This is a genomic window from Acinetobacter sp. 24-47-47, from assembly GCF_057737035.1.
In genome coordinates, this window is the sequence record NZ_CM173216.1 from 2,831,026 (window position 1) to 2,849,739 (window position 18,714).

Genomic DNA, 18,714 nt, shown 5'->3' on the forward strand with positions numbered 1-18,714 from the left:
TTATGCTGGGATACTTGCTACTATATCCTCTCGAGACCAGAGTCTGTGATTTTGTATCGCTTTCTTAAATTTATCTTGATGATCTTTAAAGGTTTTACTACTAAAAATAGCATCATTTATGAAAAATATTTTTAAATCATAATCTTATATAGATTATTAAATCCCAAGAAAAAAGATCGGCCATCTAAGTTTATTTCAAATACTTCACCTGATTCGACTTCAACTTGTTTAGAAACTTCTACAAGAATTTGCCCTCTCATCGTATTTTGAACTTTATGAAATGGGATAATGTTAATTCGAATGGTTTCACCATTCACTGCTTTTGCTGTAGTCCAGCCATTAGAGATATTCATTTTCACTTACTCATTAATGAGCTCATGTAAAATTAAAAATAATATTAAATATTTAAATCGAGAGTATGGATTCTGATATCGAAGAGGCTCAAGCCTATAATTCAAATTACAATTTTACATTAGCATGTATTTAATTATAAAAAGCCCACAATGAGATTGTGGACTTCTAAGATCGGCATGGTGCGAGTTCATGCTCTGCGTTAACTGTTTAGACATCATAGATATTAAAATCTATAAATTGAGAATACGCAATTCTAAGTTCTATCTAAACACTTCCGTTTCGCTTACGGATTCGATCAACAATGATTATACCATAAAAAATACTTTATGGTTTAATTTTAATATTTAAATGAGCTGGTAAATTTTACCAGTATTTAAACTATGAAAATTTAAATCAAAACTAGGTCTTATATTTTCATTATCAACAGTGATAAATTTAATATTTATTTGAGATAAGTTCGAAGCATGCTGCGAAGTATTAAATGTACCTATCACTGCATATTTAACTTCAAACTGATCTTTCACCTCAATTAATGAGGTATTCATGAAATAGCTACAATATCACTTGCTTGTAAGCCACGCTGACCTTGTTGTACAACAAATTGAACTCGCTGTCCTTCGACTAGATTCTTGAAACCATTTGCTCGAATTTCACTAAAATGAGCAAATACATCTTGACCATTATCTACAGCGATAAATCCGAAACCCTTAGTTTCGTTGAACCACTTAACTGTACCAGTTGTTAAATTAGACATCATTTATTTCCTATATTATGTAATGAATAATTAGAAAATAATTTTGAAGATAGACTTTTAATAGAATGAAAGATGTAATTAATATCAGATCAAAATAAAATTAGTAAACAATAAAATTATAATTCTAGAAAACCAATATAACACATATTTAATTGATTTATTGATTTAATTTTCTTTAATAAAAAAACCTAACTACAGATCGACCGCAATTAGGTTGTAAACTTTTAAATTAGTTTTTAATTGGTAGCGGGAGCTGGATTTGAACCAACGACCTTCGGGTTATGAGCCCGACGAGCTACCAGACTGCTCCATCCCGCATCAACAAGTGCATTTGTACGCTAATTTGAGATATATAGCAATCTAAATAATTTATTTTTATCAAAAACTATAAAATCATTATCGTTACTAGATAAATTATTCAGATAATTCTGTTTTAAATTTTTGATGTAAAGACCTATACAAATTGAGTTTAAATTTTTCATTATTTAGTAATAATGTCGACTCTTCAGCCCAAGTAGCCTTTCCCACATCTAAACCAGAATGATTCAATGCCCAATCAGATATATACCCATAGATAAAAGAGTTATCAGCAAAGACCCATTTTACGATCTTATTTTGTTCATTCAGAAACACCTTATATGTAGGTAATGAACCAAAAAAACTAAATTTAGTGTATATATATTTGTAATGTTCGTTCATAGAATTATTTTAAAAAAAAAGATGAACCATAATAGCAGTTTTATGTGTTTTAACTCATAAAAAAAATATCGCTTGTAAAATCAATTCGAGATTGATTTTAAAATACGGATTCACTTTTTTTCAAAAAAAATTAATGATCACATGAAGGTCTTCTCGATCACTTTTTCAAGAATAATTTTAGAATTAATGTTGGCTATGCCTTTAATTTTGTTTAACTTATTAATAATAAACTGGGAAAACCCATTTAAATCTTTGGTGGCCACAAAGAGAACGTAATTCGAATCCCCTGTAATGATAAAAGCATTGATCACTTCATCAAAATTACGAATCTGGCTCAGAAAATGCTGATGATCTGATTCGGTCAGCTGATTGAGTTTAATTTCGACAATCGCCTCAACCTGAATACCCAATTTTTCATAATTAATTTTTGCTTGGTATTTTTCGATGACTCCATTGTTTTCTAAAATTTTGACACGGCGATGGCAAGCTGAAGCAGAAAGATTCACTAAATCTGCCAATTCCTGATGACTTAGTCGTGCATTTTGTTGTAACAGTCTTAAAATTTTATGATCAATGAGGTCTAAATTCATTCCTAAATATCATCCTGATTTTTTATATTTAATTCGAATACTATCCAGTTTTCATGCAATTTCAAGCATAATTATCGGATAAATATGAAAAAATGCCGTGATAAAATCGAATGAAATAACACGGACCGAGTTAGGATAAAAATGATTACCTTAGATCAATGCAAAGCATGGGATGCTGAAGACGAACTGAAACATTTAAAAAATGAATTTGCTTTACCTGAGAATACTATCTATCTAGATGGAAATTCCCTTGGTGCACGCCCTAAATCTGCTTTAACACGTGCTCAAGAAGTGGTGAGCCAAGAGTGGGGGGAAGATCTCATCAATAGCTGGAACAAAGCGGATTGGTGGGGATTATCGACTCGGTTAGGTGATAAGGTGGCTCAGCTCATTGGGGCAAATCCAGGCGAAACGGTGATCTCTGATTCAACCACACTCAACTTATTTAAAGCACTCTCTGCTGCTGTCAAAATCCAAGCTGAAATCGCTCCTGAACGTAAAGTGATTATTGCGGAAAAGGACGTCTTCCCGACTGACCTCTATATTATTGAAGGTTATATTGACCTTGTTCAAAAAGGCTACCAACTGGTTTTAATCGAACATCCTGATGAATTAGAAACCATTCTGAAAGCCCATCAAACGGCAGTTGTGGTGTTGTCACATATCAATTACCGCTCAGGATATTTCTATGACATGGAACAGGTCAACCAAACGATTCATCAATATAACGCTTTGGTCATCTGGGATTTATGTCACTCTGCAGGTGCTGTGCCAATCGATTTAAACAAGACCCAAAGTGATTTTGCCGTAAGTTGCACATATAAATACCTTAATGGTGGACCAGGTTCTCCTGCTCTCATCTGGGTAAATGCAAAACACCAAAATAAATTTTGGCAACCTCTTTCAGGATGGTGGGGGCATCAACGTCCTTTTGATATGGCTGATCACTACGAGCCAGCTCAAGGCATTCGTCGTTTTTTATGTGGCACACAAAGTATTTTGTCCATGAGTTTGATCGAATGTGGTTTAGATGTGTTCTTAAAAACTGACATGCAAAAGATCCGAGAAAAATCTCTAAATTTAACAGATCTCTTTATTCAATTGGTTGAACAGGAATGTGCTGAATTTGGTTTTGAGTTAATTACACCAATCGATCATTTACAGCGTGGTAGTCATGTGAGTTATTGCCATGAACACGGTTATGCCATTGTCCAAGCGCTTGTTGCACGTGGTGTGATTGGAGATTACCGAGAGCCAGCCGTGCTCAGATTTGGGGTCACACCTTTGTACCTAAGCCATGAAGACATTTGGCATGCTGTTCAACATCTTAAACAAGTGATGCTGAATGAAGAATGGAAAAATGAAAAATATTCGGTGCGAGGTCAAGTAACTTAATTCAGTTACTCACTTTATATCACCATGGCCAGGAGGGCTTATGAGTAACTTCGATAAAATTCAAACACGCGAAGCAGGATTACATAAAAAATTAACCGCTAAACAAATGGGCATGATTGCAATAGGCGGTGCCATTGGCACCGGTCTATTCATGGGTAGTAAATTTGCCATTAGTTTTGCAGGACCTGCTGTCATTCTAAGCTATGCGATCGGCGGATTAATTGCTTTTGCACTAATGGCTTGCTTGGCAGAAATGACTGTACAACACCCCACTTCAGGCTCGTTTGGTGCTTACGCTGAACATTATATAAATCCACTTTCTGGTTTCTTAGTTCGTTATAGCTACTGGGCATGTATCGTGTTGGCTGTAGGCACAGAAATTACCGCCGTGGCTGACTATATGAAACTTTGGTTTCCTCATGTCGGTTCAGGTATTTGGATCGTGTTTTTTTCAACCGTACTTCTCGCAGTAAATGCTTATAGTGTCAAGGCATTTGGCTTAGTTGAATATTGGTTTTCGACGATCAAAGTGTTTGCCATCATTGTGTTTATTCTGTTGGCAATAGGTATTTTGACGCAAGATCCAAATCCTCATCAAGCGCTAACTCACAATCTCACTGCACATGATGGCTTTATGCCAAATGGATTTAAAGGTGTTTGGATTGGTGTCATTATTTCTATTTTTAGTTATCTCAGTATCGAAATGATCGCGGTTGCTGCAGGTGAAGCCAATGATCCTGAAAAAGCAGTTAAATACGCTTTCAAAAGCACTGCGATTCGCTTATTTCTATTTTATTTACTATCGCTGAGTTTAATTGTCACTCTCGTTCCATGGACTCAATTGATAGCACCAGGTGCAACCAGTCCTTTCGTGTCTGTTATGCAAATTGTCGGCATTCCTTTTGCTGATCATATTTTAAACTTCATTGTGATTGTGGCAGCACTGTCCGCAATGAACAGCATGTTATATATCTCAACGCGTATGTTATTCAGTTTGTCACGTTCAGGAGATGCACCTAAGCTGTTTGGTAAAATTCGTAAAAATGGGGTGCCCATCAATGCCTTGCTACTTTCGGCAACAGGTATTGCCGTGGCGAGTATTGTTTATAGCATTAATCCCGAATCAGCATTTCCAATCATGATTGCACTGTCCATGTTTGGAGCTTTATTTACTTGGGGGGCGATCTTTGCCACACACTATTTCTTTAGAAAGAACTTAGCAAAAAATAATATCCACCTCAAATACAGCATTCCTGGTAGTCGTTATATTTCCTTTATTGGTTTGTTTGCAATTCTTGCAATCACGCTTACCACATGGTTTACGCAAGAATTTAAATCAACTCTCCAGTTTGGCGTGCCTTTTATCGTGATGTTAATCATTTTCTATCAAATGAAGAAATCATCGTTAAAGCATCAATTAACTGAAAATGAACAAGCCTAGTAAAGGAGCTGTAAATCATGCTCTATGACAACTCGAAAACTGTGGTGGATGAAAATCAGATCTTGTCTGATTTTAAAAAAATGAGCCAAGCAACTTATGAACAACACCATCATATTGCCGATTTACAGTATGACTTTCAGCGAAGATCTACACTGGATTTTTTCCCCACGCCTGTTGCCACCAATACTACTGTTATTTTTATACATGGTGGTTATTGGCAATGGTGTGAAAAAAGGGATTTTGCCTTTGTTGCTGAATTTGTTTTAAAGCAAAATGCTCAATGTGTGTTGGTTGAATATGATTTAGCACCTCTAAGTAGTTTAAATCTGATTAATCTACAAATTCGCAAAGCGCTCGATTATATCCACAAACAAACTTGGATCAGCTCCAATGTCATTGTGGTTGGGCATTCTGCCGGTGCCCATTTAGCTGCTTTAAATTTAGATCACCCCCTGATTGGTTCAGCAGTATTACTCAGTGGGATCTATGACCTAAAACCGATTCAAGAAACACATTTAAACAAGGCGCTAAATTTATCTGAGCTAGACATTAAAAACTTAAGTCCAGTTGAACATTCTACGCACTTTGCTAAGCCCTGTACGATTGCGTATGGACTCGATGAGTTACCAGAACTGAAATGGCAGAGCCAAAAATATTATCAAATTCGACAGCAACTAGAGCCTGAATTCACGCATCTATTGAGTTTTGTAGACACTAACCACTACTCCATTTTGGAACGATATTTTAAATCGACAATGACCACCTAATTTCTACTCAGCTTTAATCAGCAGAATCACCAGCTTAATTTATATTTAGTCACACGGATGTTACTATGTCAAAACCATGCTTTTACAAGCTATTGCTTTCCTGCACCTTTATTTTTTCAAATCTTACATTTGCCGAGATAACACTCATTGATGAACAGCAAATTGTGAGTGAATCCGATCGTTTAAAACTCACCACGTCTGGTAGTATTCGCCTACAAGCCTTAAATTTCGATCATTACGATAAATCTAACGAAAATCAGAAATATCGCAGAGATGGCTATAGCTCAAATAGCCGTATGTATGCCAATGCTGATTATGCATGGAATGAACGTTTGCATTTAATTGCAGGCTATCAAAACTATATCAATCTTCCCAAGATGCTGGATTGGGACGGTCATTACCGTTCCTCTGATGAAAACATCACCACCGAACAGGCGTATATTGGTCTGCGTGATTCAGCGTACGGTACCGTTAAATTTGGAAAAATCTATAGTATTTATTACGACATTGTAGGTGCCAAAACTGACCTATGGAATTACTCAACCTTGGCTCAGCCCCAAACGTGGAGCCCTGTCGCTTATACAGATGGTACGCAAGCAGCTCATAAAACTTTACGTTATGAGCTCAAAACGGATAAAGCAAACTTATATGCCAGCTATTTGTTCAAGGATAGTACGACGGTCGCAGATACGGATGTGCAATATCAACGTAAAAATGGTGCCGAATTGGCAGTTGATGTGCATTTAAATAAAAATTTAAGTTGGGCGACCTCATGGAAGTACAACGATGCTAGTCTGAATAATCAACAAGATAAACATGATTTAAAGCAAGAAATTTGGGCAAGTTCATTATTTTATTTTGATGGAAAATGGATGCTTAGCTTTGGCGCTGGTTGGTATAAAAATCTAGTTCCAAATTTTGATGCTTACAGTGAATCGAGCGATTTTCAACTTCAATCATTGCTGAATACTGAGGCTTATGGCGTTGAATTTTATGCGGGACAGCACTTCAAGATTGAAGAATACGGTATCAAATTCATTCAGCCCTATATCATGGGAAATCAACTTGAATATACCAGTGGCTCAGAGTTTAAACGCCGTGATCTCGGTGTTGGTATAGCAGCTAGATTTAACCATGGTTTTGGATTTGATTATGAACGTTTATATACACATGATACGTTCCAAACCCCAGATATGCATTTATTCCGTTTACGTTATGAATGGTAAATTCTAATTTTAGGTTAACTATCCTTCAAAGCCTTGTTATTTAAAAAGGCTTTGAAGGATCACTCATGGATTCGCATCAAATCTCAATAAGTTGTAGCGTTATACAAAGTCTTTAATAAATTTTATTTAATGCATAACATTTCAATTAACTTAATATTTTTAGAAAGTTGCATTGACATGGGTTCAAAATAAATCGTATCGAATGAATTATTATCATCTACGGCTTTACCTTGCGGCGTAAAACGCTGGCTTTTGACATAGGCTCTGGCTTTATTTTGACAATCAATTTGATGAACGGCTTGTATGTAGCCCTTGGGTTTGATGTTTAATGAGGGTACGCCATGTTCATACACATATTTATAGTCAATTTCAAAAATATGCGAGGCTTGATCGAGTGATTTAATAGTCGTTTTATCAATATATGACCAGCCCCCATCATCCCGATCAAACATGGTCCATTGTGGTGATTGTGCTAAGCTCATGCTGCTACACAGCACACAAGTTAAAAATATAATCCCGTCTTTCATTCAACTATCCCTAATTCAACTATGAACAAACGTTTTACTATATCACCATAAAAACAAAAAACCCTTTGTTATACAAAGGGTTTTTAACTATTTGATCCATTGTTAAATAATAAAAAACATTAAAATTTAACAAAAACTACTCTCAGGTATGTGTCAGAACGGTAAATCATCATCTAAATCAGATGGTGCTGTCGCCATTGGCTTCGGCGCTGGTTGATTTTGTGGCTTTTGGAAGCCTTGGTTAACGTTGTTATTACCATAACCAGCTTGGTTACCATAACCGCTACCTTGATTATTATTGTTATAACCACCTTGGTTGCCATAACCACCGCCTTGGTTGTTATTAAAACGTGGTTGATTATAACCTTCACCACCATTTTCACTTTGCTGACGATTATTAGAATCTAACATCTGCATTTGTTCGCCACGAATTTCAGTCGTGTAACGTTCTTGACCATTTTGGTCTGTCCACTGACGGGTACGTAAAGAGCCTTCAATATAAACTTTTGAACCTTTACGTAAATATTGCTGTGCAATTTCACCTAAACGATTATGTAAGACGATACGGTGCCATTCTGTTTGTTCTTTGCGTTCACCTGAGTTTTTATCTGTCCAAGATTCACTTGTCGCAATTGAAAACTGCGTTAATGAACCACCATTGGGAAATGTTTTTGTCTCAGGATCTTTACCTAAAGTACCAACTAAAATAACTTTATTCACGCCGCGCATGTGCTCTAATCTTCCTATTCGATTCTATGTTTTACTTTATAAGAGTTATGATTAAATGGCTACCTCTTTACCCAACAAGTGCGTTAAATGTTGTCGCGCAGTGTCATCTAACTGCTGCTTATCAACTTTGACATAGACCACTTGTTGATCAGTCATCACCACGACCTCTTCAATACCACGAATTGCCAGTAACTGAGAAGTCCATTCATCTGTTTCTTGGACTTTGGGCAAACTCAAAATCAGTGATGATAAATAACGTGGCTGCTTTAATCCAAAGCTAATCAACAGCCAAAGAATGGCAATTCCTGTCAGTACCCCCCAGCCTAGAGCAGTGTTATTTAACATCAGCAATTGCCCACCCAGTATACCGCCAAAAAAAGCACCTAAGAATTGACCACTGGCATTCACACCCATTGCTGTCGCTTTGGATTGGATAGGTGCTGCCTTCGATAACCAAGATGGCAGTAGTGCTTCCATCACATTAAAGGCAATAAAGAAAAGACCTAAACCAAGCAACAAAATGTATTTCGATTCAAATCCAAAAATCATCACGATCAAACCGGCGATGATCCCAGCAATCGCAGTCAGAAAAATACCTCGCATTTTTCGATATTTTTCAGCAAGAATGATACTAGGAAAAGCAAAAAATAAACTGATTACCAATAAGGGAAGATAGATCAAACCATGCTGAGCTAAAGGAATATCTGCAAAGTCAATCAATTGAGAAGGCACATAGATGAACATCGCCGTCAGCAATAAATGCAAAGCAAACACAGAAACATGTAAGCGATTTAAATCGCCCATTTTCAAAACTTGTTTTAGCTGAGTGAGATAACCTTGCTGAAAATTTTTATGATGACGTGTTGTTTTGGGAACAAGAAATAGCATTGCAATGGCAAGTAATCCCATGAGTGTGGTCACCCAGAATAAGCCTGAAATACCCACCACGCTGGTCAACCATGGCCCTAAACTAAATGCAATAACGAAAGAGAGACCAATACTCATCCCCATCATTGCCATCGCCTTCATACGATTTTCTTCACGCGTAACATCTGCCAATAACGCCATGACGACAGCAGAGACAGCTCCACCCCCAGCTATTGCACGACCTATAATCACACCATAGATTGTGTCTGACATTGCGGCGATTGCACCACCCAAGGCAAACAGCAATAAACCCAATACGATCAGCGGCTTTCGGCTATAACGGTCTGCAATCAAACTAAAAGGAATTTGTAGTATTGCCTGAGTCAAACCATACACACCTACGGCCAAACCAATCAAAGCAGGTGTTGCATATTCATAAGCCTGTCCCGCAACAGAAAAGACCGGGACAATCATAAACAGACCTAACATTCGCAATGCAAAAATGCTGCTCAATGCAAATGTGGAACGGCGTTCTAAGGCATTCATCATAAAATTTAGGTAATCGCGTGATTTCTATGTCTACTTTGATTATAGAATATTCGGCTGATGAACAGGCATGAATTTTATTTGAAATAAAGATCAACACCATCTGTTTTCCCTAGGGCAAAAGCCTTAAGCCAAAAAAAGCACAGCTTGTGCTGTGCTTTTTTGATTTATTCATCTAGCCTTGTAGCGCTTGACGCTTCTTATATTGAATAGATGCAATCACTGCCCAAACAATAAATGCTACACCAATCAGACCTGTAACCACTTCAGGAACATGTACGCCTGTACCACTCGCAATCATAATGAAAGCCAATGCACCAATTGCATAGTGCGCACCATGTTCTAAATAGATGTAAGCATCTAAAGTGCCTTTCTCAACGAGATAGATGGTAATAGAACGAACAAAGATAGCACCAATCGCAAGACCTAACATAATCACCACAACATCTGAGGTAATCGCAAAAGCACCAATCACACCATCAAAACTAAATGATGCATCCAATACTTCTAAATACAAGAACCCGCCGATACCTGCCTTGACTACGCCTGTTGGCACACCATTACTATCGTGACCAATTGCATTACCATTTTCATCAATTTCAGGCTCACCACCCAGCAAATGGCTCAGTACTTGTACCCCAATATAAATGACGATGCCCCAAATACCCGCCATAGTCACGACTAAGCGTTTAGCTTCATCAACATTAGCAGCCATGATCAGTAAAGCCACTAAAGCAACAAATACAGATAGTGCAGGTACAGATGCCAATTTCGCTAAACGACGCTCAATCCATTTGAACCAATGCGTGTCTTTACCATCATCCAAGAAAAAGTTAAGGAATACCATCAATAAGAATGCACCACCAAATGCTGCAATTTCAGGATGATGATTCATCAGTCGTGCCGAATATTCTTTAGGGTCATTTAATGCCAAATTGACAACTTCCATCATGCCCATATCCGCTGTGACCGCGACGATCACAATTGGGAAGATTAAACGCATACCAAATACTGCAATGAGAATACCCACAGTCAGGAAAAGCATTTTCCAAAAGTGATCCCAATGACGAAGCACTGAAGCATTGACGACAGCATTATCAAAAGAAAGTGAAACCTCCATCACAGCTAAAATTGCAGTGATGGTCAGTACGGTGAACATGGTCTTGAGGCCAGCTTCTGGACCATGGGTATAACCCCAATAGGCAGACAGCGCAAGACACACGATCGTGAATACGATAGAGAAACCAAAATGTTTCCACATAATCTAGCGACCTTATAAAAAATGAGGTGAATCAATAAAAATTTTACAAAACATAAACTTAGGATTTTTATATGACGAATATTAAGTGAAGTCTGTGCTTAGTGATTTGTAAAAATTCTATAAATTGAATGTCTGATCTCTAGCGCTAAAAGACACTCAATTAAACTGTGCTAATTATGACGAGTTTTCAAAATTTATCCAAAGTTCTTCGTATGATTTTTTTGTTGAAGATGATGTATCGCTCAAGCTAGTTTTGTAACGACAAATTGATATGATCTTAGCTGATACCTAGAGATGATTTTATTCAGGATGGATTTATGCGTTTTTCAGAAGCCGTTTGGCAACGAAACTACGATTTATATCAAAAAACATTAGCACTCCCTTTTAACCAAGAACTGGCGCTTGGAACACTGAATCAAGAAGCTTTTTGCCATTACGTCATTCAGGATGCGCATTATTTGGTTGCCTATGGTCGAGCATTGGCTATTTGTGGTGCTAAAGCATATGACTCCGATGCCATTATTCAATTTACGCAAGGTGCTAATGAAGCAATTGTGGTTGAGCGTGAACTGCACAATGGTTTTATGCACGAATTTGGCATCACTAAAGCTGATTTTGAAAATACACCTTTGACTGCTGCTTGCCATCATTACACCTCATTTCTGACAGCTACTGCATGGTCAGAGAGTTATCCTGTCGTTTTAGCTTCATTACTGCCGTGCTATTGGATTTATGCGGAAGTGGGCAAAGACATTCTTAAACGTAATATTGCAAATAATCCTTATCAAGCGTGGATTGACACTTATGCTGGCGAGCATTTCAACGAAGAAGTACGCAAAGTCATTGAAATTATTGACCGTGTTGCGGCAGAAAGCGATCAACATACCATTGAAAAAATGCATCAAGCTTACACACGGGGAGCTGAACTCGAATATTTATTCTGGGATAGTGCCTATCATCAACGTCAATGGTTAAGCCTAGATCACTCATGATGCTATCACCTGCATAACCAAATTAAAGGTCGGTGATCTAAACTGCATTGCCGACTTTCAAGCTCATTTCGATTTAAATGGATTTAAGACTGGATTTTAAAGCAAACTTCAAGCACAATTATTATTGATAATAATTCTCATTATCATAAATAAAATTTACTTGAGGTTTTCTATGCAACATTCACTGGGAACAGAAGCAATCCGTGCATATTTCACTTTACAATGCTGTTGGTTAAATAATGAAGAAGTTTATTTAGAAAAAGGATGTATACACTGTGGATCTGCTGCCACATATCTCATTTATTTTACCAATCATCATATTCAAAATTTAATGCTCGACTTCATTGCACAATACTCTTGTTCAAGCTCTATACGTTTTGATTTTCTAGATTTACAACATTTCGAAACCGAATATAATGATTTTCTTCAACACTTAGAAAAAGAAGTAAATTTTTACGCACGTCAACATCATGCTATTGAAAGACATATATGTTTTGAACAGGTGGACTCTATTTTCGAACGTCACTATTCACGTGCTTGCTGATCAATATTCACCCGAAATTCACTTATATTTAACATCCTATGGCTCATCATGACATCAAATTTGCGAATTGATTATGTCTTGTTCATCTATTTAAAATCAGATTACAGGAGCTCTCAAAGCACTTTACATTGGACTTTTGCTGTTCAATGAAATTTTACCGACATAATTTGTCGTGTTTTATTTTTCATTTGTGCTTGAACAAAATTAAATCGCTATCATATATCACCTTCACTCAGCATATTTTCGAGATGTTTTATGAGCCAAAGTCATATCCGTATTCGAGGCGCACGCACCCATAACTTAAAAAATGTGAACCTTGATATTCCACGCGATAAGTTCGTGGTGATTACGGGACTTTCAGGTTCAGGTAAATCTTCACTGGCTTTCGACACCTTATATGCAGAAGGTCAACGTCGCTATGTTGAATCTTTATCTGCCTATGCACGCCAATTCCTATCCCAAATGGAAAAACCTGAAGTCGATTCGATTGAAGGTTTAAGCCCAGCTATTGCCATCGAGCAGAAATCAACCAGTCATAACCCACGTTCAACGGTCGGTACGATTACTGAAATTTATGACTATTTACGTTTGTTGTATGCTCGAGTGGGTACACCCTACTGCCCTGAGCATGACTTGCCGATGGTGGCACAAACTGTGTCGGAAATGGTTGATGCGGTTAAAGCACTTGAAGAAGGTACAGCTTTATTGTTACTTGCTCCTGTTGTACGTGAGCGCAAAGGTGAATACACCAATTTATTTGAGCAATTACAAAGCCAAGGTTTCGTCCGTGCACGTGTAGACGGTGAAATCATGGAAATTGATCCACCGCCTGAACTGGATAAGAAGAAAAAACATACCATTGAAGTCGTGGTCGACCGTTTTAAAGTCCGCGATGACCTAGGCAACCGTATTGCAGAAAGTTTTGAAACCGCACTGCGTTTAGGTGGCGATATTGCGATTTTGTCATGGATGAAAGGCGAACAATCTGATCGTGTGTTTTCAGCAAAACACTCATGTCCTGAATGTGACCGTGCCGTTGCCGAATTAGAACCTCGTCTGTTTTCTTTTAACAACCCATTTGGTGCTTGCCCAGTCTGTGATGGTTTAGGGACACGCAGCCATTTTAGTTCTGACAAACTCATTCCAAACCCTGAAGTCAGCATTAGCCAAGGGGCAATTCGTGGTTGGGATCGTCAGCGTCCATACTATTACAGCATGATTGAAAAAGTCGCTGCACATTTCGACTTTTCTCTTGATACGCCGTGGAATGAACTTGATGCGGAAACCAAAAAGAAATTCCTTTACGGTACAGGCAAAGAAAAAATTGATTTAAGCTATATCGATGAACGTGGTCGCCGTCATAACCGTGTGATGGCTTTCGAAGGGGTTTTACCACATTTAGAACGTCGTTACCGTGAAACTGAATCAAACTATGTACGTGATGATTTAGCTCAGTATTTATCGAATGCTGCATGTGACGCTTGTGGCGGTTCACGTCTCAATGAAATTTCACGTCATGTGCGTGTCAAAGACAAAACCATTGCCGAAATCACCAAAATGTCGATTGGCGATGCTGAAAGCTATTATCAAGATCTCAATCTTGAAGGCGCCAAAGGTGAAATTGCCGATAAGATTTTTAAAGAAATTCGTGAGCGTTTGCACTTCCTTGTATCAGTCGGCTTGAACTATTTAAGTCTATCTCGTTCAGCCGAAACCTTATCAGGCGGTGAAGCACAGCGTATTCGTTTAGCTTCGCAAATTGGTGCTGGCTTAATGGGCGTGATGTATGTGCTGGATGAGCCATCGATTGGTTTGCATCAACGTGACAATGACCGTTTGCTTGAGACTTTGGTTCGTTTACGTGATCTCGGCAATACCGTTTTAGTGGTTGAGCATGATGAAGATGCCATTCGCGCAGCGGATCATATTATTGATATTGGTCCGGGTGCAGGTGTGCATGGCGGTCATGTCATTGCCGAGGGGACTTATGATGAATTGGCAGCCAATGAAGACTCTCTGACCGGTAAATACCTTTCAGGTAAGTTAAAAATTGAAGTGCCAAAAACGCGTGTGCAACCGCCAAAACCTGATGAGCAAATTAAACTGATGGGTGCATGTGGTCACAACTTAAAGAATGTTGATCTCACCATTCCTTTAGGTGTGATGACCTGTGTGACGGGTGTATCGGGTTCAGGTAAATCGACTTTAATTAACCGTACTTTATTGCCACTTGCTGCAACACAATTGAATGGTGCAACGACGTTAACGGCAGAAAAATTTGATTCGATTGATGGCTTACAATTCCTCGATAAAGTCGTGGATATTGACCAAAGCCCAATTGGACGTACACCGCGCTCAAACCCTGCAACCTATACAGGTTTGTTTACGCCAATTCGTGAACTCTTTGCTCAAACCCCAGAAGCCAAAGCACGTGGGTATGCCGCAGGTCGTTTCTCGTTTAACGTGAAAGGTGGTCGCTGTGAAGCCTGTGAAGGCGACGGCATGATTAAAGTGGCGATGCATTTCTTACCGGATATGTATGTGCCATGCGATGCCTGCCACGGCAAGCGTTATAACCGTGAAACATTGGAAGTCGGCTATAAAGGCAAAAACATTTCTGACGTGTTAGAGATGACGGTTGAAGACGCCATGCATTTCTTTGATGCGATTCCTGTTATTCATCGTCGTTTAGAAACTTTACATCAAGTTGGTTTAGGCTATATCCGTTTAGGTCAGTCTGCAACCACGCTTTCAGGTGGTGAAGCACAGCGTGTGAAACTTGCACGTGAGTTGGCGAAGCGTGATACAGGTAAAACCCTGTATGTGCTTGATGAGCCGACTACAGGTTTACATTTCCACGATATTGCCAAACTTTTAGATATTCTTCATGAGCTACGCAATAAAGGTAATACCATTGTGGTGATTGAGCATAACTTAGATGTGATTAAAACTGCCGACTGGATTGTGGACTTAGGTCCTGAAGGTGGTGCTGGTGGCGGTATGATTATTGCTGAAGGTACGCCTGAAGAAGTAGCGAAAAATAAGGTTTCGCATACTGCACGTTTCTTAAAACCAATGTTGAAATAATCTCCCCCCTTACGGATTAATGCTCCTCATCTTTGAAAAGGAGGGTTAGGGAGGTTTCAAAATAATAATTTATTATGCTAATACGGTGATTCATTCACCGTTTTTTATTCTTATGACTTTATTAGAAATATTAGATACAGCTATTAAAATTGGTTTAGGTGCGCTCATTACAGGGATCATTACTTATTTCAATCAAAAGGCAAATTTGAAGGCACAACAAAATAAGGAAAACAAAGAATTTAATCGTAATCTTTTAACAAAAATTTCTTCTGATATAGAGGAAATAAATCATTTAATTTTAAAAATTTGGGCTATATTTGATTTTGAAATTAAAAAGCCTGTATTAGATAAAGAAGTAATTAGCGACAGACTCTCTCCTCTGCGAGAAAACCTATTTGATGACTTTAATCTATTAAGTAAAAATGAAGGGCTTTTACTTTTATATGACTATAAAGATCAACAAGAAATATTGAGAAGATACGGTGAACTTGTAGGTGCTTTTAATTCCTATACATGTTTTCGTAAAGAATCTGTTTCAATTGAGAAAACTGCTGAATATAAAGCAAGTATATTAGAGACTAGAAAACAACTTTATCAAAGTTTAAATAAAGCCATTCCTAAATAATTTTTAACTGAAATCCAATCACATGAAAGCGACCTGGATGTCGCCCGTTTGATTAAGATATAAGGATGTATCCTCAATCAAACAAAAGCATTTTGCCTACTTTTTTCTTTCAAAAGTAGGAAACTACTACGCAAATTTAATAAAAAATCTAACTGACAATTGAGGACGTGATTACAGCCAATATTCACATAATCTTAGCTTGAAACCGTATTGCGTCCCTGCGCTTTTGCCCTAAACAAAGCTCGATCCGCTTTCGCAAATAATGCTTTCCAAGAATCAGCACCTACCGCAACACCCACACTGATCGAAACCGTAAATGATTGACCTTGCTCATCTGTAAATTGTAAATCACCAATACCCTTACGCATCTTTTCTGCAGCACGTAACCCATGTTCAAGGTCTAAATTTTCAATCAACACCAAAAATTCATCCCCACCAAAGCGAACGACTAAATCAGTTGATCGAACATTATGACTTAAACAATTTGCCACCTGCTGAATCACTTGATCCCCTGCCACATGACCATACTGATCATTAACCTGTTTAAAATAATCAATATCTACAATCATCAAACACGTTTGGGTAAACTTATTGGGCTGAGCTTCCATAAGTTTGGTATAGGCTTCTAAAGCAAAACGATTTGAAACACCTGTTAATTTATCGGTATTAGCAATATTCTTTAATTCAAATTCAAACTCATCACGTTGATGCAACATTTTCTGAAGCTTTTGCATCGCTTCGTGTAATGAATGTACTTGCTTCTGCTGATCTTCAATAAAATGACTATCGACCAAAGCATTGGCATACGACAATTCAACTAATTTATCTCTCACCATGATAAGCGGCGAAATAACTTTACGTTGAACATAGATCATCGTAAATAAAGCAGCCAATAGTGAAATTAAAGAGACTATCAACGTGAGTAGGAAGTTCAATTGATTCGCGTCTTTTTCTGACTTTGCGATTTCAACGCTCTTATTGAGCAAATAGTCTTGTAAATCGATAACTGTTAAGAATTTACCAGATACAGCTACACTTAATTCAGTCCCTGATAAAAAATAAGGTTGTCCCTTTCGGCTTTCATCAATTAATCGCATGATGATAGGTAAACCTTGATCAATAAACTGAGTTTTCACTTCTTGGTGTAAGCGAGCGAATTCAGCTGTACGATGGCGTTCGGGTTGGATGGTATTCACTAAATCCCACAAATAGCGAACTTGTTTTTGCGTTTGTAATGCGCGTGCAATATTGTCACTTGGTAACGGCTGCTGAAATGTCACATGTGCAGTTACATTTGAAGCAACACGTCCAGCCTGATCTCGCAAATCAGCCAACACCAAAATCATGGTGTAATAATGCCCCATCGAACTGTCTTTACTTTTAGACTGCATTACCAGTTTCTTCAGTAAATCATGACTGCTATCCCACGCATTAAACATTGTAAGAATAGCTTGATCTAAAGCTTCAGGCGTACGCTCTGCAAATGGCAACGAAATATAGTGATCGACTTGTTTGCGACCTTCCGCTAATTTTGGATTTAGGTATTGAGCGACGTACTCTTCTAACCCATCATATCCAGACTGATCTAATCGATGAATCGAGACCTTAATTTGTTCATCTACTCCCGCGCGATACTCAATAAGCGCTTGTTTATTTTTTTCAAACTCTTCTTGTGAACTCGACATTGCCATGTTCGCAGGGCCACGCTCGCGTGAAATACGATTCGCTAGAGCAGCAACGGCACGAAGATTTTCTATTTCAATCAATGCTGTTTGTGATTTCTGATATTCGCGATAATGGCTAATGACCAATGGGATTGAAATACAGAGGATAGATAAGACGATAATCATCACGAACACAAATAGGCGGCGACCAATTTGCTCGGAATGTGATTTTAACATCCAAACTACCTCTAAAATAAAAGACCGTATAAAGCGGTGAGATTTATAAAATTTCTTTGAACTTAGTTATATTTTACAATATAACCATGCTTAAAAAGCACTTAAAGCACAAGTTTTTATTTAAGAAACAATGTGATAAATATCACACTATTGTAATGCCGTAAATTTTTTTTGTTCAATATTTAAATTATTTTTCCACCAATATACAAGTGACATATTTGGTAGTATTTACTTTTTTTGAATTAAAATCAGATGATTATTTTGATCACTTAATCAGCATCGAAAAAATAGATCATGCGCATAATTTTTAATCATTATACAAACCTCATCCTTTAAACCATAATGCTTACATCGCAAAGACACTGATTCATATCAGATTTGCTTAATGAATTTTGTTCTACCCTCGGAT

17 protein-coding genes and 1 tRNA gene are annotated in these 18,714 nt (G+C 37.7%); 8 read left to right on the forward strand and 10 right to left on the reverse strand.

What is annotated here, in order from left to right; all coding sequences use genetic code 11:
• Window positions 1–131: 131 nt before the first annotated feature.
• From AC1M9E_RS13345 to gigD, 5 genes are all read right to left on the reverse strand, one after another.
• Window positions 132–353 carry a hypothetical protein gene (locus AC1M9E_RS13345; RefSeq protein WP_035267598.1) on the reverse strand — a complete coding sequence of 74 codons (222 nt, stop codon included), beginning with the start codon at window positions 351–353 and terminating at the stop codon, window positions 132–134.
• A gap of 345 nt (window positions 354–698) precedes the next feature.
• Window positions 699–899 carry a hypothetical protein gene (locus tag AC1M9E_RS13350; protein ID WP_092766478.1) on the reverse strand — a complete coding sequence of 67 codons (201 nt, stop codon included), beginning with the start codon at window positions 897–899 and terminating at the stop codon, window positions 699–701.
• Window positions 896–1,108 (reverse strand): cold-shock protein, encoded by a 213-nt coding sequence (locus tag AC1M9E_RS13355; protein ID WP_035267602.1) that lies wholly within the window; start codon window positions 1,106–1,108, stop codon window positions 896–898. The genes AC1M9E_RS13350 and AC1M9E_RS13355 overlap by 4 nt, the downstream gene beginning before the upstream one ends.
• A gap of 241 nt (window positions 1,109–1,349) precedes the next feature.
• Window positions 1,350–1,426: transfer RNA gene (locus tag AC1M9E_RS13360), tRNA-Met, on the reverse strand.
• Between the two features lie 518 nt (window positions 1,427–1,944).
• Complete coding sequence (gene gigD, locus AC1M9E_RS13365; protein WP_092766480.1) at window positions 1,945–2,397, reverse strand: Lrp/AsnC family transcriptional regulator GigD; 453 nt, start codon at window positions 2,395–2,397, stop codon at window positions 1,945–1,947.
• A gap of 141 nt (window positions 2,398–2,538) precedes the next feature.
• Between gigD and kynU the strand changes: the two genes are divergently transcribed.
• From kynU to AC1M9E_RS13385, 4 genes are all read left to right on the forward strand, one after another.
• Window positions 2,539–3,792: a kynureninase gene (gene kynU / locus AC1M9E_RS13370; protein ID WP_481607224.1), complete on the forward strand. Its 1,254-nt coding sequence runs from the start codon at window positions 2,539–2,541 to the stop codon at window positions 3,790–3,792.
• Between the two features lie 40 nt (window positions 3,793–3,832).
• On the forward strand, window positions 3,833–5,233 hold the full coding sequence (locus AC1M9E_RS13375; protein WP_180028467.1) for an amino acid permease: 1,401 nt from the start codon (window positions 3,833–3,835) through the stop codon (window positions 5,231–5,233).
• Between the two features lie 17 nt (window positions 5,234–5,250).
• Window positions 5,251–6,000 carry an alpha/beta hydrolase gene (locus AC1M9E_RS13380; protein WP_481607223.1) on the forward strand — a complete coding sequence of 250 codons (750 nt, stop codon included), beginning with the start codon at window positions 5,251–5,253 and terminating at the stop codon, window positions 5,998–6,000.
• Between the two features lie 65 nt (window positions 6,001–6,065).
• A complete protein-coding gene (locus AC1M9E_RS13385; protein ID WP_488213386.1) occupies window positions 6,066–7,226 on the forward strand; it encodes a porin in 1,161 nt (386 codons plus the stop codon).
• Window positions 7,227–7,348: 122 nt separating this feature from the next.
• Here the strand turns inward: AC1M9E_RS13385 and AC1M9E_RS13390 are convergent, their stop codons facing one another.
• The 4 genes from AC1M9E_RS13390 to AC1M9E_RS13405 form a co-directional block, all read right to left on the reverse strand.
• Window positions 7,349–7,753 (reverse strand): hypothetical protein, encoded by a 405-nt coding sequence (locus AC1M9E_RS13390; protein WP_143047394.1) that lies wholly within the window; start codon window positions 7,751–7,753, stop codon window positions 7,349–7,351.
• Between the two features lie 153 nt (window positions 7,754–7,906).
• Complete coding sequence (gene ssb / locus AC1M9E_RS13395) at window positions 7,907–8,482, reverse strand: single-stranded DNA-binding protein (RefSeq protein ID WP_092766486.1); 576 nt, start codon at window positions 8,480–8,482, stop codon at window positions 7,907–7,909.
• A 51-nt stretch (window positions 8,483–8,533) separates the two neighbouring features.
• Window positions 8,534–9,898, reverse strand: coding sequence for an MFS transporter (locus AC1M9E_RS13400; RefSeq protein ID WP_035265762.1), 1,365 nt, complete (start codon window positions 9,896–9,898; stop codon window positions 8,534–8,536).
• A 172-nt stretch (window positions 9,899–10,070) separates the two neighbouring features.
• Window positions 10,071–11,156: a DUF475 domain-containing protein gene (locus AC1M9E_RS13405; RefSeq protein WP_179999088.1), complete on the reverse strand. Its 1,086-nt coding sequence runs from the start codon at window positions 11,154–11,156 to the stop codon at window positions 10,071–10,073.
• A gap of 317 nt (window positions 11,157–11,473) precedes the next feature.
• Here AC1M9E_RS13405 and tenA point away from each other — a divergent pair, with 317 nt between their 5' ends.
• The 4 genes from tenA to AC1M9E_RS13425 all read left to right on the forward strand — a co-directional run bounded on the left by tenA (window position 11,474) and on the right by AC1M9E_RS13425 (window position 16,404).
• A complete protein-coding gene (tenA, locus tag AC1M9E_RS13410) occupies window positions 11,474–12,148 on the forward strand; it encodes a thiaminase II (RefSeq protein ID WP_035265765.1) in 675 nt (224 codons plus the stop codon).
• Window positions 12,149–12,320: 172 nt separating this feature from the next.
• Window positions 12,321–12,692 carry a hypothetical protein gene (locus AC1M9E_RS13415; protein WP_481607220.1) on the forward strand — a complete coding sequence of 124 codons (372 nt, stop codon included), beginning with the start codon at window positions 12,321–12,323 and terminating at the stop codon, window positions 12,690–12,692.
• Window positions 12,693–12,947: 255 nt separating this feature from the next.
• Window positions 12,948–15,779 (forward strand): excinuclease ABC subunit UvrA, encoded by a 2,832-nt coding sequence (gene uvrA, locus AC1M9E_RS13420; protein WP_035265769.1) that lies wholly within the window; start codon window positions 12,948–12,950, stop codon window positions 15,777–15,779.
• Window positions 15,780–15,891: 112 nt separating this feature from the next.
• Window positions 15,892–16,404, forward strand: coding sequence for a hypothetical protein (locus AC1M9E_RS13425; protein WP_035265770.1), 513 nt, complete (start codon window positions 15,892–15,894; stop codon window positions 16,402–16,404).
• A 194-nt stretch (window positions 16,405–16,598) separates the two neighbouring features.
• On the opposite strand, the gene AC1M9E_RS13430 is transcribed toward AC1M9E_RS13425, so the two are convergent.
• On the reverse strand, window positions 16,599–18,305 hold the full coding sequence (locus tag AC1M9E_RS13430) for a GGDEF domain-containing protein (RefSeq protein ID WP_488224858.1): 1,707 nt from the start codon (window positions 18,303–18,305) through the stop codon (window positions 16,599–16,601).
• Window positions 18,306–18,714 lie beyond the last annotated feature (409 nt).

What these genes read in the sequence shown, in the direction of transcription:
- gigD (WP_092766480.1), bottom strand. Translation starts at nt 2,397, where the DNA reads ATGAATTTAGACCTCATTGATCATAAAATTTTAAGACTGTTACAACAA.
- AC1M9E_RS13405 (WP_179999088.1), bottom strand. Translation starts at nt 11,156, where the DNA reads ATGTGGAAACATTTTGGTTTCTCTATCGTATTCACGATCGTGTGTCTT.
- uvrA (WP_035265769.1), top strand. Translation starts at nt 12,948, where the DNA reads ATGAGCCAAAGTCATATCCGTATTCGAGGCGCACGCACCCATAACTTA.
- ssb (WP_092766486.1), bottom strand. Translation starts at nt 8,482, where the DNA reads ATGCGCGGCGTGAATAAAGTTATTTTAGTTGGTACTTTAGGTAAAGAT.
- AC1M9E_RS13350 (WP_092766478.1), bottom strand. Translation starts at nt 899, where the DNA reads ATGAATACCTCATTAATTGAGGTGAAAGATCAGTTTGAAGTTAAATAT.
- AC1M9E_RS13400 (WP_035265762.1), bottom strand. Translation starts at nt 9,898, where the DNA reads ATGATGAATGCCTTAGAACGCCGTTCCACATTTGCATTGAGCAGCATT.
- tenA (WP_035265765.1), top strand. Translation starts at nt 11,474, where the DNA reads ATGCGTTTTTCAGAAGCCGTTTGGCAACGAAACTACGATTTATATCAA.
- AC1M9E_RS13390 (WP_143047394.1), bottom strand. Translation starts at nt 7,753, where the DNA reads ATGAAAGACGGGATTATATTTTTAACTTGTGTGCTGTGTAGCAGCATG.
- AC1M9E_RS13355 (WP_035267602.1), bottom strand. Translation starts at nt 1,108, where the DNA reads ATGTCTAATTTAACAACTGGTACAGTTAAGTGGTTCAACGAAACTAAG.
- AC1M9E_RS13430 (WP_488224858.1), bottom strand. Translation starts at nt 18,305, where the DNA reads ATGTTAAAATCACATTCCGAGCAAATTGGTCGCCGCCTATTTGTGTTC.
- AC1M9E_RS13415 (WP_481607220.1), top strand. Translation starts at nt 12,321, where the DNA reads ATGCAACATTCACTGGGAACAGAAGCAATCCGTGCATATTTCACTTTA.
- AC1M9E_RS13375 (WP_180028467.1), top strand. Translation starts at nt 3,833, where the DNA reads ATGAGTAACTTCGATAAAATTCAAACACGCGAAGCAGGATTACATAAA.
- AC1M9E_RS13385 (WP_488213386.1), top strand. Translation starts at nt 6,066, where the DNA reads ATGTCAAAACCATGCTTTTACAAGCTATTGCTTTCCTGCACCTTTATT.
- AC1M9E_RS13345 (WP_035267598.1), bottom strand. Translation starts at nt 353, where the DNA reads ATGAATATCTCTAATGGCTGGACTACAGCAAAAGCAGTGAATGGTGAA.
- AC1M9E_RS13425 (WP_035265770.1), top strand. Translation starts at nt 15,892, where the DNA reads ATGACTTTATTAGAAATATTAGATACAGCTATTAAAATTGGTTTAGGT.
- AC1M9E_RS13380 (WP_481607223.1), top strand. Translation starts at nt 5,251, where the DNA reads ATGCTCTATGACAACTCGAAAACTGTGGTGGATGAAAATCAGATCTTG.
- kynU (WP_481607224.1), top strand. Translation starts at nt 2,539, where the DNA reads ATGATTACCTTAGATCAATGCAAAGCATGGGATGCTGAAGACGAACTG.